Source organism: Xanthomonas sp. NCPPB 3959, from assembly GCF_056675575.1.
In genome coordinates this window covers 362,231-375,095 of record NZ_JBWWVR010000001.1, presented here as the reverse complement: position 1 = coordinate 375,095, position 12,865 = coordinate 362,231, and the positions used below count along the sequence as shown (strand labels likewise).

The following is a 12,865-nucleotide window of genomic DNA, read 5'->3' as shown; positions in this document are numbered from 1 at the left end:
CGATGCTAGTAGCCGGTGTGTGGAGCTACAGCACATTCGTGTAGTGCCTTGGAGCCTACCGATCATTCGCCTGGCGCGGCTCGCGCTTAGCCGGGTTCTCGATGCTCTTGAGCAAGGACTTCTTCTGGCAAACGGTCAGTTCACCCCATTGCAGCAGCAACTTGGCGAGTAACTCGTCGTCGGTGTACAGGAAGGCCGCCGGGATGCCGAGGATCTTCGCCAATTGCTTGGCGGTCTAAGCTCGGGTTCGTGATTCGCCCGTTCGTACTGGTTGATAAGTGGCGAGGCCACGGTGGATCCAAGCCGGCAAGTACGCCGAGCTGCTTTTGAGTAGCCCGGCGCGCTCGCGCGCTTGCGCGAGTCGCTGCGCAAAAATCGGCTGCTCTGCCGTCCGCCTGGTCACTATCGGCCCCTCGAGGAAGGGCTAAGGATGGCGGATGTGAAGGCTCCTTGTATGCTGAGATATTCTTAGGTGTCAAGGCAACGACTCTCAGTCCGCGCCGCGTCCGCGCTCGCCCACCCGCGGCCATGCAGGAGGCCTTAGCGCCACCTCCCCCACTTCCTTGTGCACCTGGGCGACCTAACGTTGCATATCCATATAAGGTACACATCCTCCTTCGCACGCTCGCTGAGCGGTGCCTTCAGCTAGGATATTAGCCACCGCGGGGGATGCCCAGCACCTGACACATCGCTACCTACCGGAACTAATGCGTGTGGTCTTTCATGAACGCGTCTTTCAATCCGCACGTCTTGTCAAATTACGCGGCGGACTTTTTTTAATGTACTGCCACTCCATGTCCCGACGCAGCTTGGCCTCAAGGCGACGCGCCTCCGCGCCCTGTCCAGCCTCAGGCGAGACTCTGGTCTTGGTGGCAGCTTCCCGTAAAATTGATCCAGCCATAGAGAGAGGCCTCCGGGCACACTAGTCCCCAAGAAGACCAACGATGCGCAAAAGCAAGTCCACCGAGGACGGTCGCCAGGAATCGCCATGCCCGCCCTAATGGCGCTGACTGAGCATCGCTCCGTCGCGCAGGCGATCGACTACTTTCAGGCCGGTGACGCGTCAAGCAACCCAGCGGCTCGACTAATTGATCTCTAGCGCGCGGGCCAATGCGTCATCGGCCCTTGCGAGGCTCCCGCTTCGCCGGAGTTTTCTCAAGGCTTTTGAGCAGATCCTTCTTCTGGCGAACGGATAGGTCGTTCCACTGCAGAAGCAGTTGGGCCAACAGCTCGTCTTCGGTGTAGAGAAACGCCGCGGGTATGCCAAGCACCTCAGCCAACTGTTTGGCTGTCTTGATCTGGGGTTCGTGCTTGCCGCGTTCGTACTGGTTGATACGTGGAGAGGCCACGGCGGGATCCAAGCCGGCGAGGATGCCGAGCTGCTTCTGAGATAGCCCGGCTCGTTCGCGCGCCTGTGCTAGCCGCAGCGCAAAAACCGGATGTTCTGCCGTCCGCCTGTTCACTTTTACCCCCTCAAGGAGGGTTAAGCATGGCGGAAGTGCCCGGCGCTTGGATACTAAGATATTCTTAGATGCCATGGCAACGGCCAGCAAGCAGCCCGCGACCCTGGATCGACCGCTCCGTGTCCTTCGTTAAAAAATGAACAACTCAAAACCGCAGCCTCGGGATCTAGGGCGTCTTGACGCCCCAACTATTAGCGACGTCCGTCATCTAGGCGGTCGTGGCGCCCTCTATCTTCTGGCTTTGGTACAAGCTCGCCACGCGCGAACACGCGTGGCGTCCACGGTGGAGGGCACTCACAGTGTTCTTTCGGTATTGGATGCGCTGGGGGTTATCCGGGTCGAGCCGGAGTCCGGCCCGGATAGCTACACGATCGACGGTGACAAGATTACTGGTCCTACACTTGGCCACACGTCCCCTTCGGAGAACTGGAGGTGCGGCTCAAGGACTACCTGCAAAGTGAGGCTCAAGAGCCCCCTTATGCAGAGATGTGGTTAAAGGTCTGGCAGGAGCTGGTGCCGCAGGACGTGACCGCCTATCTTCGGCATCAATTACGCATTCACCAGTTTCCCGATTTTTTCCTTGTGGAGCTGGCCCGGCTACTCATGCCGTATGACTCACGATACAGCCTGGGACACTGGCATTATGCGTGCTGGGCAGCGGTGCGCAGCATGGCGTCGATATCCTTGCAATACCCTGGCAACGTCGAGATGTTGAAGTCCACGCTAAGCAGCGAATTGCCGCGGCGGCTCAGGCTCACTCAGGGCAGCTTGGAAGGAAAACTTTGCTTTTCTCCTTCCCATTCGCTCCCGGACTGTGCACTTACGTGAGTTTTCTCCGGCGTCGCGACCAGCCTTGGCGATAGATATTGGATGTCGCCGCCGGCGCTAGAGCTGATTTAACGCTCAGGGAGCAATGTGCCAAGTTGCGGTTGCTGCCGTCCAACGTTTCGGAGGCGGTCAGCCAGCTACGTGCTCCATCAAGGCGATAAAGCTCCAAAGGGCCGGGTTGTCTCGGTCCGGGCGCCAAACTGCACCGATAGCCCATTCTGCGTGCTTCCCCGTTAATGGAAAGAGCTCCACTTCCATTCCTGACAGACGCATGGCCTGTTGTGGGACGAGCGAAAGACCTGCGCCTGCAGCTACCAAGGCGAGGACGGTCTGGAGATCGTCAGCGATTTGCAGGATCCGTGGTTCCAGGCCAACCTCGGCACACCAAAGTCCGATCTGCGAGCGCAATCCGGGGCCGCGCTCGCGATTGAGCATGACAAACCCAATTGCGTTCAATGCATCATGGTCTGACAGATTTCCGCGTAATGGACAGCCTTTTGGGCAAGCCAATGCCAATGTGTCCCGGCCCAGCGATCTGCTTTCCAACCCGGTAGAGGCCAAGGGAAGCCGCACGAAGCCGACATCTAGGCGCCCTTCTTGAAGGCGCTTGATCTGCTCGGCCGAGGAAAAGTCGTTGAGAGATACCGCCACTGCCGGATGCATGCTTCGGTAGGCACTGACCAGTCGTGGTGCCAAGTCGATGCTCGAAAGCCCGAACCCGATATCCAGTTGGCCTGCCGTACCTTGCACGACGTGGCGGGCGCGAATCAGCAGTGCATCGGCTTCGGTAATGATCCGCAGCGCGTCCGGAAGCAACGTCCTTCCGATTGAGGTCAGGACTGTTCCGGTACGGTCGCGCTCAAAGAGTCGAGCGCCGATCACATCCTCCAGGAGCCGCAACCGTTTGGTCAGTGCGGGCTGGGTGATATGCAGGCGGTCGGCGGCACGCCCGAAGTGTTGTAGCTCAGCCAACGCGACGAATGCGCGCAGATGCGGTAGATCCATTCCCTATTGTTATCACAAGTCCGCCCAGCTTTCATTAGATTTCATGGGCTCAACCCGTGATCCTGAGCCGAACAACCGCGAAGGAACTTCGGAATGCAAACCAGTCTGCGTGTCGCCACTGTGCAGTTCCAACATCGTGCAGGCGACAAGCGCTACAACCTGTCCCGAATAGCGGCTCTAGCTCTCCGCGCTCAGGTGCAGGGGGCAACGATGGTGCTAATGCCCGAGATGTGTATTACCGGCTACTGGCATGTTCCTCGGCTCGACGCTGCAGGCTTAGCCGATCTGGCCGAACCAGGAGATGGTCCCTCGGTGCGAGCGGTCGCCGAGCTTGCGACCTTGCTAGGTATCGCTATCGGGATCGGCTGGCTAGAGATAGCCGACGACAAGTGTTTCTACAACGCCTATCGGCTTTGCCTGCCTGACGGTTCAAGCAACACACATCGTAAGCTGCATGCATTCGAGCATTCACTGATCTGCAGTGGTCAGAGCTACACAGTGTTCGATACGCCCTGGGGCGTGCGGATGGCGATCTTGATCTGCTGGGACAACAACTTGATGGAGAACGCGCGTGCATGCGCGTTGAAGGGCGCGCAGGTCCTACTCGCCCCGCACCAGACCGGAGGAACCGACTCGCGCAGCCCCCACGGGATGCAACCAATCCCTCTGGCCTTATGGGAACGTAGAGCAACCGACCCCGATGCCCTACGCCGAGCTTTTGCGGGTCCAAATGGCAAAGCTTGGCTGATGCGTTGGCTACCTGCCAGGGCCCATGACAACGGCATGTTTGTGGTTTTCAGCAATGGCGTGGGCCGTGACCAGGATGAGCTGCGCACCGGCAATGCCATGATCCTGGATCCCTATGGACGCATCGTCGCTGAAAGCACGGCGATCGATGACGACGTGGTTGTCGCCGACCTGGATCTCGGTCTGGTGACAAGCAGCAGCGGTCAACGCTGGATGACAGGCCGGCGTCCGGAGCTGTACCACGTGCTGACCGAACGCCGCGGGGATGAGCGTTCTGCTCGTGCAACACGCTTTGATCTGGCGCGCTGAACGAAGGCGAGCAAGCAAAAGCGAATGCCCGTCTGAGAAATGACTGCATGGCTTTGGCGAGTATAAATCGCCCAGGTGTAGAGTTTCGATTGTCAGTAAGTTGACACAATAGATGGTCTTGATAAAATTCGTCGCTGCGGCCACCGTCATCGGCGAGCGCGGCATCATGCGAGGACACCCGTGGCTTCTCCCAGTTTTCAGCGAGTGACGTTTTCCACCTCTTCAAGCCGCTTACCCGACGAATGCCGCGCTGCTTGGCTGAAACAGTTGCCGGTCTTGTCATCCAATTCGCTATCGGTGCTTTATGTCGAAGGCGATGTCGCGCTGACCAACATCGATCTTGACGATCTCTCCCAACTGCACACGGACGGACAAGCAAGCATGCCGTCGCCGGCACTTCTTGTTGTGGATGGCAATCTTCAGGTGGACGGTTGGATTGCGGAAACCGGCGTCAGCGCTGACGCCATCACCGCAACGCATGGCCCAGCCGGCCTGGTGGTTCTGGGCAACCTGCGTGCCCATAACGCGGTACTCGCTGGTCGACCGCTCTACGTCAGCGGCAATCTGGAAATCTCGGGTCTGCTCTGGGTCGACAACAATGATGCGATGGAAGAACAAGTATCCAGCAACCTGACAGTTGCCGGCACCACCTCAGCCGCATTTTTCATCGCGTCGCAGGAGACTCAAACGCAATTGCATGGTGGCTGCAGCGCACTGCGTACCTGGAATGGCGGCGATTGGGACCTGGTGGACGCTGTCGAGCGCGCGCAGTGGTTCGATCCGCGTTGTCTTGCCGAGGATCCGCTACGTTGCGAGGTTCCGCTGATCCGTGCGGAGGTCGTCCGGCTTCTGATCGATGGAAATTCTGTGCTCAATACGGATGCGCTGGATCCAACCCTTGCCATCCCTTTTATTTTCCAGAATCGCGACATCACGCCACGCAATCTGCTGCAGGTGGCGAACCATTCGCGTATGCCCGCCATTGTCGGAGCGCAGGCATACCCGCACTTCAAATTTAACGATCGGGGGCTGTTTTTGCGCGCGCTTTCCGGTGGTAAGTCGATTGAAGACGATGACGCGATGCGGGCGGTGTATTTCGAAAGCCCCGACTACGCAGTGTGTCTGACGGCCAACGCCGAACGGCAGCCACTTCGCTATTAGGCCGCTTGAGCGGGAAACCGACGCAGCAGGCGTGGTCGATGAAATGCGAGTTTCGTGAGATGACAGAGGATGCTCCCTGGCATCTGATCACAGCCGACACGCCGGAAGCAGCGCGAGCGCTCGCATTCCATGGCTGGAACCGCATGCTGCGTGCGGTCTGCACGGAAGACTACGCGCGCAGTGCGGTTACCCCGCAGATGCTGCGGGCCGTGCTTGCGTTGTCGGTGGTACAGCCCTATGACGACTACTACAGCGACGAACGGTGCGGGGTGTGGGCAGACACGTGCTTTTGCGCATTCAGGCAGGACGGTGCGCTACGCCATGGCAAGCCACAGCCTGCAATGCTGCGAGTCACTCGCACGCCGGCCGGGCCGGATGGCCACGAGCGTCGCGAACGCTACTTCTACGAAATCCGGACCAATGTCGACGGCTCTGAGAGCGTCTGTATCGAGCTCGACGCCGAGCCCGATAACGATGACGCACCGCTGCTGATGCTCAACTTCATCGGGGGGGAGCGCCTTGACAAGGCGATCCGTATTTTCCACCTCGCTGCGCGGGAGCTGGAGCAGGCTGATCGGCGCTTGCAGGAATACGGTTTTGTTCCTGACGCCAACGACGAGTTCGCGCTCGATCACTGGCGTGCACTGGGGTTGATTCCCGCGCACCGCAAGCGCCTGATTAGAGCGTTTGGCGCGTTGGGATCGATCCCGCCTGCCCTGCATGCGCTGGCTGCAGCAATCGATGACGGAATGCTGGACGACAACGATTTGAGCGGCGCGTTCTCCCTGGCATTCGAAGACCCTGCTAGCACGGCGCTGTGGTTTGCATGTCCTGCGACGCCTGTGAGCGAAGCTGCGGCAGCTCTGCTAGGCGTATTCGGCAAGAATCCTGATGGGTCGGCGTTCGCGGTGTGGAAGGCGCCTGACGGTGGTTATCCTGTCATTTTTTTGGATTCGGAAGGCGAAAATGCCGTGTTGGCATGTGATATCGACCAGTTCCTGCAATTACTGGCTATCGGCTACTCTGAATTGCGCCCGGGCAGTTGGAATGAAGAGGTAGAGGTATACAACGCAGAAACGGACGATGTGGAAGGCAGCCTCGTCAATCCCGCCTTCCAGGCATGGGTGCGTGCACGCGAGCTACCGATTCCTCGCACTGGGGAGCAGATCGTGCAAATGGCTGCCACACGATACGGGGCGACGTTTGATGCCTGGTGCCAACGTGCCGCACAGGATTGAGTATCCCTAAAGTGCGCTGCGATGCGCACGCTGACGTTGAGGAGTGATCCATGCAATTGAGATTCAGTGACACTGTATGTTCCAGGCGGTTATGTCTTTCGCATGAGCGTGACCAAGTTACTTCCAGTCGGTCGCGTCTTGCCCTACCTTGGATGTCGACATGGAGGCACTGATTCAGGCCGGGATGGACGCACTGCAGCGCGACGATTACGCACAGCTATGCCAGCGCTGGTCCGGAAGCACCGTGTTCAGCCATCTAGATGACGCGACAACCGCCAGCGTGTTCGAGCGGTGCAGCAACGCCGCCAAGCGAGGGGAAGGCGGAGAGTGGCCACTGCTGATGCAATGTATGATCTATCTGGATCGCGGCGATCAATTCGTTGCCAGTCGTGCTGATGTCCTGCGCACCACCTTGGCTTGGGCACAGAATGCCATCGTCATCGCGCCCGGCAATGCGCTCGCGCATCGCCTGGCGGGCAGCGCCTGCTATTGGATGAGCGAATACGCAGGCGCCATCGCCGCCTATCGGCAATCTGAAGCCTTGGTGCCTCAAGTGGATCTGCAGGTTCGCTTGTTCGAGATGACCTCGCTTTCTGCGGGTGTGAGCCCTCAGCAATTGGCGCTCAACTTTCGCGACGAGGACCCCAGCAACTACTACCGCGCTGGCGCCACCCTGGGCACGTGGCTGGCTGGCGCTCATGATGCGAACGATGCCGAGTATCTTGCCGGCATGCAGCTTGCGCTATATGAACGATGTTTTGATCTCTATAGACACTTGCTCGCGCTTCCGGAGGACAATCCTGCAAGCAACGCCGAAGGAAATACCTTCGCGATGTGCTGTAACAACCTGAGCGGGATCTATAACGCGCAGCGCCGACACCAGGAAGCATTGCAGGTGATCCAGCATGGGCTGCAACACGATGAATTTCAGTATTTGCTGCAGAACCTGCGTGATACGTACCTCTACCTGGATATGCATAAGGAAGCGGCCGAGAGTTCGTTGACGCTGATGCAGGAGTACGACCTGGATGCAACATTGTTTTTTTATTGTGCAGAGACCGCCTGCAGCTATCTCAACCGCGTTGGCCAGAGCGAGCAGGTTCTGGAAATCATCGAGGCCGCCGATGCAACATTCCAGTCGCTTTCCGACACCGAGCAGCGCGACTGCTTGCCCATCTACGCAAAACTTTCGGTGCTCAAGGCACCGGCCGCATTTCGACTAAGCAGCCTGCAGCCTTCCGATCTGGACGATGGCCTTATCAAGCAAGCGTTGCAGGAAAACCCCGAGGATCTTGGACTGCTTGCGGCGCACTGCAAGCTGTTGGTGGACAAGCAGGCGTATGCAGATGCTCTCACGTTGTACGGCACCCTGTTGCACAAGGCCGCAGAAGCCGAAGACATGTGGGCTTATCGCAATGCGCTGAGCCTGCGTGGTCATCTGCAGCTGTACTTATTGAACGATCCTGTTCAAGCGCTGCATGACTATGAAGCCCTCGAGCGCACTGGCTATCTCGACTTCTACACCTGCTACTACCAAGCTAATTGTCATTATGTGTTGAAGAATGTGCAGGCGACGCTGGCTGATGGCCAACGTGCCGCCGAGCAGGTCACCGCTGCCATCACCCGCGACGACCAACTGTCGGTGGCGCAGTTGCATATGATGCTTGCCAACAGCCATTTTGATCTGGGCGATTACGCCGCTGCGATTCCTGCCTATGAGACTTCCCTTTTCCACAGCGACAGAGACGACGTGCGTGCGAATTATGTGCTGGCCCAGACGTTGGCCCAACCTAAGAAGGGTTGGTTTTCGAGGTTGCTAAGCTAGGGATTTTCTGAGTAAAGTGGTGCGGACTTAACAAGCTTCCAAACTAAGGGCTATTTTCAAAAATTATGTATTTTCACCAGAAAGTGGCCCGACGTCCAGCGAGTTGGTTTAATATCTGATTTTATTTCATGAATTAAATGAAGAGTATGGCGCATTGCCACAGCGACACCTGCGATTAACTTCATCATAGGGCATGGAAATGTGGCACCTCCCACCGGATCTTGATCTCGCATTCTGTGCTATCTTAATGGCGACATCCTTCGGGGCGGCTGTGCTTGGCGGGGTAACGGGATACGGAACAGGACTGCTCTTGCCTCCTGTCTTACTGACAATTGTAGATCCACGATACGTCGTGCCAATTATTAGCCTCTCATCGCTGGTGACCAACGGTAGCCGCGTTGCTGCATTCTTCGATGATCTTGATCGCAGAAAAGCGTTCATCGTCTCCGCCATGGCTCTCCCTACCTGCATAGTTGGAGCATTTGGCTACACCCTCTTGTCTGGGGCCGGTGTCTCGATCCTCATCGGATCAGTTCTGATTTGCCTGGTGCCCTTACGGCGGGGATTGACGCGCCTTCACGGTAACTTGAGCAACAAGGGACTCGCTACTGCAAGCCTCGGCTATGGTCTTGTGACAGGCGGCACTTCAGGTGCCGGCGTTATGCTACTGACCATCCTTCTTGCTGCCGGGCTGCACGGGCGTGCAGTGATTGCAACGGACGCCATCATATCCCTGATGACAGGGCTTACCAAAACACTCGTCTTTCAGTCTGCTGGGTCGCTTCCGATCTCGGCGTGGATTATGGCCGGCATTATCGGTGTGTCAGCACTGCCAGGACCATTTATTGCGAAGCGCCTCACACGAGATCTGTCTCAGTCCACACACGCAACAATTCTCGACGGCATAGTTATCTTTGGCGGCGCTTTGCTCGTCATACACGGCTGTCGTTCTATTTTTTGAAAAACGTAGCGATAAACAGGCGACAACAATCGTGAGCTTGATCTGATCGCGCGGCTCAGTGGGTATGATGCGTATGCCTATTTGAAAGACGTTATCGCGCGCCTGCCGACGTGGCATGCAAACGAGAGCGGACAACTGCTACCACATCAATGGACCGGCCTAGCTTTGGCATGGCGCCTTCGGCTGATGTTTTGGAGTACATCAACTTCCGCTCAAGCTAACAGGCCTGCAATCAGTCGACCAAACGCAACGGGGTGTTGCAACATCATCAGGTGTCCAACGTCAGGCATGATGGTGACACTAGCCGCTCCCTTATATGCCCAGTCAGGAACATCCCAACCTCCAATTGAGTGCTCACCCGCCACCAAATGTACCGGTACCGAAGAGAAAACGCTCCTTAAGATTGTTTGATAGTCAGGGCGCCCCGTGACCGCTACTACCGATTGGGCCATCGCTTGCAAGGTCGAAGAAGGTTGGTGGGAAAGCCAGGTCTTCGCGGTTTCTGTCTTGCCAGCGGACTCCAGTATTCCGGATCTATCCAGCCATGCATTAGGATCGGCTCGGAATCCCTTCAGCATAGTTTCCGCTTGCTCTGCTGACATGTTCGCGACGGACGATGACCAGAAGGCATCCTTCAGGGTGAAGTTACCTTCAACACTGACAAGGCTCTTCACTCGCTGTGGGTAGCGGTGGGCAAATGCATAGGCCACCACTCCACCGACCGAATGCCCAACAAGACTCACTGCAGACTCATTGAACGCGGCTTCGACCACTTCGCGTATTCGTTCTACCTGTCCCTGAATATTAATTTTCCCCATAGGTGTGTCTTGGTGGTTCCCATAACCATAAAGGTCAGGTGCAAGGATGGGCCGATCACCGAGCTGTCTATGAATCTCCAAATCATTCAAAGTGCCGATAAGGCCGTTGATGAATATCACAGGTATTTTTGATGAGTTATTAATTTGGATTTCCTTGTGAAAAATAATTTAGATTTTTTCTTTAGCGTCATGGTTGATGGAGCGAATATCTGGGGCGGGGCTCTTCGGCATTGCGAGGAGATTTTTCCGCATCGCTATTCCCCTCAAACCAGTCACCAAGTTCACATCGTCGAATTGATGTGCCCTTGGGCGCTGATGTTTATCATGCAACTGCCCCAAACATCTGCGCATCGCTGGCCTTAATCCATGCCCGCACACTGGTTGTTTGAAATTGCGACAAATATACTTAGAGATGCAAAGCGCTTCAACCCATTGGAGTGGTGCGGCGCGCTGAGGTGGACCAGAGCGCCGAGGTTCGGTGCCTGAAGGCCGAGTTGCGCCGAGTGACCGAGGAGCGCGACATCCAAAAAAAGGCCGCCGCGTACTTTGGCAAGGGGCAAAGTACGCCTTCATGCAGACTCATCGCTGGGAATTTAGTCTGTGCGCGATGTGCCGGGTGTTGCGGGTGAACCGGGCCTGTTACTACGCGTGGCTAAAGTCGCCCAAGAGTGAGCGCGCCAAGGAAGACGAACGTCTGCTGGGATTGATCAAGCACCACTGGCTAGCCAGCGGCAGTGTCTATGAGCATCGCAAGATTGCCAGGGATCTGCGCGATCTGGGTGAGCGTTGCAGTCGCCATCGCGTGCATCGGCTGATGCGCGCCGAGGGGCTGCGTGCCCAGGTGGCCTATGGTCGCAAGCCACGTTCCCATGGCGGGACAGAGTGCATGGCGGCGACCAACCTGCTTGATCGGCAGTTCGACGTGACCGAGCCGGACACGGCTTGGGCCAGTGATTTCACCTTCATCCGCACGCACGAAGGCTGGATGTATCTGGCTGTGGTGATCGATCTGTTTTCCAGTCAGGTGGTCGGCTGGGCGATGCGCGATCGGGCCGATACGGAGTTGGTCGTACAAGCCCTGCTATCGGCAGTGTGGCAGCGCAAACCCGCCTCCGGCTGCCTGGTTCACTCGGACCAAGGGTCGGTCTAAACCAACGACGACTGGCGCAGTTTCCTGGCATCCCATGGCTTAGTCGGCGCGGCAACTGCCACGACAATGCCCCGGTGGAGAGCTTCTTCGGCCTGCTCAAACGCGAGCGGATCAGGCGACGGGTCTATCCCACAAAGGACGCCGCACGCGCCGAGGTGTTCGATTACATCAAGATGTTCTACAACCCCACACGCCGTCATGGTTCAACCGGCGTCCTGTCCCCTGTAGAGTTTGAAAGGCGCTACGCGCAACGAGGGTCTTGAGTGTCTACGGAACCCTGGGCGTACCACTGTTGCGCTATTGCAACGCTTAGGTGCAGCCAACTTGTGCCGATATCGTCATTAGACAGCCAGAGCAATTTAACGAAGGGATTGAGGATGACGCGGATCACGGCCGGCGTGGCGGTAAGCCTTGCACTGATGGCAGCGGCGAGTGTGGGTTACACTCAGCTCCATCCGTTGCTGCGCTATGTTTTGGACTGGGCATTCTTGTTGTGCATGGTGTCCGTGAGCGTGTCCGTGGGCGTATTGGCTCTCGTGTACTTCCGCAAGATCGGCAATTGCAATCAATCCCGCGCCGCTCTGAGCCTGTCGGTGGTGTTGCTGACCATTGTGTCCAGCTCGCTGTTTGGACTGGTCACCACGAAGCTACAGAACATCACGCCCACTGGTACCCAAACCTTGGATTACGCCGTGGCTCTTCTGGTGCAACTGGTCAGCGCTTCTAATTTCATCCTGAGTTTCGGTACAGCGGGGATCGCGCTGGCGTTGCTCACCGGCACGTTCCCCAAAGTGCAGAGGTCTACCCCGCCCTGACCAGAGACCTGCCCGCACGACGATCGCCGCACTGGCGTGCGCAGAGGATGGGCTTTGCCTGCGGCGCTAGGGGTAGCCGTAGCTCGTTCGGTTGCGAAGTTTTGCCGACTAGGCAGCGACGGCGCCCAGGCCACAATCATCTCATGGGCCAGCGTTCGACCAGCCGCCATAGCGGCCAGTGCTGCCAGCAGATACCAGCGTACTGGCAAGCGGGTCACCTCATCATCCTCGGGCATGTCAGTGCGAATGCGCAGCACTTTGCTTACTTCTCCGGCATAGCTCCGATCTGCTTCACCAGATCGTACTTTTGCTGCTTGGTCAGCGAAGCAGTAGTTTGGTGAGCAGACCGTCGTCGGAGCACAGGAATGCGGCCGGACGCGTAGGCCAGCCGTTTGACGGTCTCCAGCTTGGGCTTGTGCGTGCCACGCTCGTACCGGTTAATGAGGCTGGCCACGTGAGGATCCAGACCGGCCAAATCCCCAATTCTTGTGCGAGAAGCCCACATGCTTGCGGCTTGCTACAGGTGGCGGGGAAAGGTCAGTAGT

Annotated in this window: 13 protein-coding genes and 2 pseudogenes; 10 read left to right on the top strand and 5 right to left on the bottom strand. The window is 57.5% G+C overall.

The annotated features are described in order from the left end of the window. Positions 1-55: 55 nt before the first annotated feature. Positions 56-223 (bottom strand): hypothetical protein, encoded by a 168-nt coding sequence (locus tag AC1KVG_RS01395; protein WP_481093267.1) that lies wholly within the window; start codon positions 221-223, stop codon positions 56-58. Positions 224-1,115: 892 nt separating this feature from the next. Next, the gene (locus AC1KVG_RS01390; RefSeq protein ID WP_481093266.1) at positions 1,116-1,538 is read right to left on the bottom strand and encodes a helix-turn-helix domain-containing protein; all 423 of its coding nucleotides are present in this window, start codon (positions 1,536-1,538) and stop codon (positions 1,116-1,118) included. A gap of 357 nt (positions 1,539-1,895) precedes the next feature. Here AC1KVG_RS01390 and AC1KVG_RS01385 point away from each other — a divergent pair, with 357 nt between their 5' ends. Further along, positions 1,896-2,291 carry a hypothetical protein gene (locus AC1KVG_RS01385; protein ID WP_481093265.1) on the top strand — a complete coding sequence of 132 codons (396 nt, stop codon included), beginning with the start codon at positions 1,896-1,898 and terminating at the stop codon, positions 2,289-2,291. Positions 2,292-2,420: 129 nt separating this feature from the next. On the opposite strand, the gene AC1KVG_RS01380 is transcribed toward AC1KVG_RS01385, so the two are convergent. Continuing rightward, complete coding sequence (locus AC1KVG_RS01380) at positions 2,421-3,296, bottom strand: LysR family transcriptional regulator (RefSeq protein WP_481093264.1); 876 nt, start codon at positions 3,294-3,296, stop codon at positions 2,421-2,423. A gap of 93 nt (positions 3,297-3,389) precedes the next feature. Here AC1KVG_RS01380 and AC1KVG_RS01375 point away from each other — a divergent pair, with 93 nt between their 5' ends. From AC1KVG_RS01375 to AC1KVG_RS01350, 6 genes and pseudogenes are all read left to right on the top strand, one after another. Further along, a complete protein-coding gene (locus AC1KVG_RS01375) occupies positions 3,390-4,352 on the top strand; it encodes a nitrilase-related carbon-nitrogen hydrolase (RefSeq protein ID WP_481093263.1) in 963 nt (320 codons plus the stop codon). Between the two features lie 180 nt (positions 4,353-4,532). Continuing rightward, on the top strand, positions 4,533-5,513 hold the full coding sequence (locus AC1KVG_RS01370) for a hypothetical protein (RefSeq protein WP_481093262.1): 981 nt from the start codon (positions 4,533-4,535) through the stop codon (positions 5,511-5,513). 38 nt (positions 5,514-5,551) lie between these two features. Next, positions 5,552-6,751, top strand: coding sequence for a hypothetical protein (locus AC1KVG_RS01365; RefSeq protein ID WP_481093261.1), 1,200 nt, complete (start codon positions 5,552-5,554; stop codon positions 6,749-6,751). 160 nt (positions 6,752-6,911) lie between these two features. Next, complete coding sequence (locus AC1KVG_RS01360) at positions 6,912-8,576, top strand: tetratricopeptide repeat protein (protein ID WP_481093260.1); 1,665 nt, start codon at positions 6,912-6,914, stop codon at positions 8,574-8,576. Between the two features lie 193 nt (positions 8,577-8,769). Further along, positions 8,770-9,537 carry a sulfite exporter TauE/SafE family protein gene (locus tag AC1KVG_RS01355; protein WP_481093259.1) on the top strand — a complete coding sequence of 256 codons (768 nt, stop codon included), beginning with the start codon at positions 8,770-8,772 and terminating at the stop codon, positions 9,535-9,537. Positions 9,538-9,541: 4 nt separating this feature from the next. Then, positions 9,542-9,690, top strand: a pseudogene (locus AC1KVG_RS01350) (transposase domain-containing protein); the annotation flags it as partial. A 59-nt stretch (positions 9,691-9,749) separates the two neighbouring features. Here AC1KVG_RS01350 and AC1KVG_RS01345 read toward each other — a convergent pair. Further along, positions 9,750-10,475 (bottom strand): alpha/beta fold hydrolase, encoded by a 726-nt coding sequence (locus AC1KVG_RS01345; RefSeq protein ID WP_481093258.1) that lies wholly within the window; start codon positions 10,473-10,475, stop codon positions 9,750-9,752. Positions 10,476-10,511: 36 nt separating this feature from the next. Between AC1KVG_RS01345 and AC1KVG_RS01340 the strand changes: the two genes are divergently transcribed. From AC1KVG_RS01340 to AC1KVG_RS01330, 3 genes and pseudogenes are all read left to right on the top strand, one after another. Then, positions 10,512-10,718 (top strand): hypothetical protein, encoded by a 207-nt coding sequence (locus AC1KVG_RS01340; protein WP_481093257.1) that lies wholly within the window; start codon positions 10,512-10,514, stop codon positions 10,716-10,718. 74 nt (positions 10,719-10,792) lie between these two features. Beyond that, a pseudogene (locus AC1KVG_RS01335) lies at positions 10,793-11,768 on the top strand (IS3 family transposase); the annotation flags it as partial. Between the two features lie 114 nt (positions 11,769-11,882). After that, a complete protein-coding gene (locus tag AC1KVG_RS01330) occupies positions 11,883-12,320 on the top strand; it encodes a hypothetical protein (RefSeq protein ID WP_481093256.1) in 438 nt (145 codons plus the stop codon). A 262-nt stretch (positions 12,321-12,582) separates the two neighbouring features. Here the strand turns inward: AC1KVG_RS01330 and AC1KVG_RS01325 are convergent, their stop codons facing one another. Further along, positions 12,583-12,774: a hypothetical protein gene (locus tag AC1KVG_RS01325; protein ID WP_481093255.1), complete on the bottom strand. Its 192-nt coding sequence runs from the start codon at positions 12,772-12,774 to the stop codon at positions 12,583-12,585. Positions 12,775-12,865 lie beyond the last annotated feature (91 nt).

What these genes read in the sequence shown, in the direction of transcription:
- AC1KVG_RS01390 (WP_481093266.1), bottom strand. Translation starts at nt 1,538, where the DNA reads ATGGCATCTAAGAATATCTTAGTATCCAAGCGCCGGGCACTTCCGCCA.
- AC1KVG_RS01365 (WP_481093261.1), top strand. Translation starts at nt 5,552, where the DNA reads ATGAAATGCGAGTTTCGTGAGATGACAGAGGATGCTCCCTGGCATCTG.
- AC1KVG_RS01375 (WP_481093263.1), top strand. Translation starts at nt 3,390, where the DNA reads ATGCAAACCAGTCTGCGTGTCGCCACTGTGCAGTTCCAACATCGTGCA.
- AC1KVG_RS01355 (WP_481093259.1), top strand. Translation starts at nt 8,770, where the DNA reads ATGGAAATGTGGCACCTCCCACCGGATCTTGATCTCGCATTCTGTGCT.
- AC1KVG_RS01330 (WP_481093256.1), top strand. Translation starts at nt 11,883, where the DNA reads ATGACGCGGATCACGGCCGGCGTGGCGGTAAGCCTTGCACTGATGGCA.
- AC1KVG_RS01360 (WP_481093260.1), top strand. Translation starts at nt 6,912, where the DNA reads ATGGAGGCACTGATTCAGGCCGGGATGGACGCACTGCAGCGCGACGAT.
- AC1KVG_RS01380 (WP_481093264.1), bottom strand. Translation starts at nt 3,296, where the DNA reads ATGGATCTACCGCATCTGCGCGCATTCGTCGCGTTGGCTGAGCTACAA.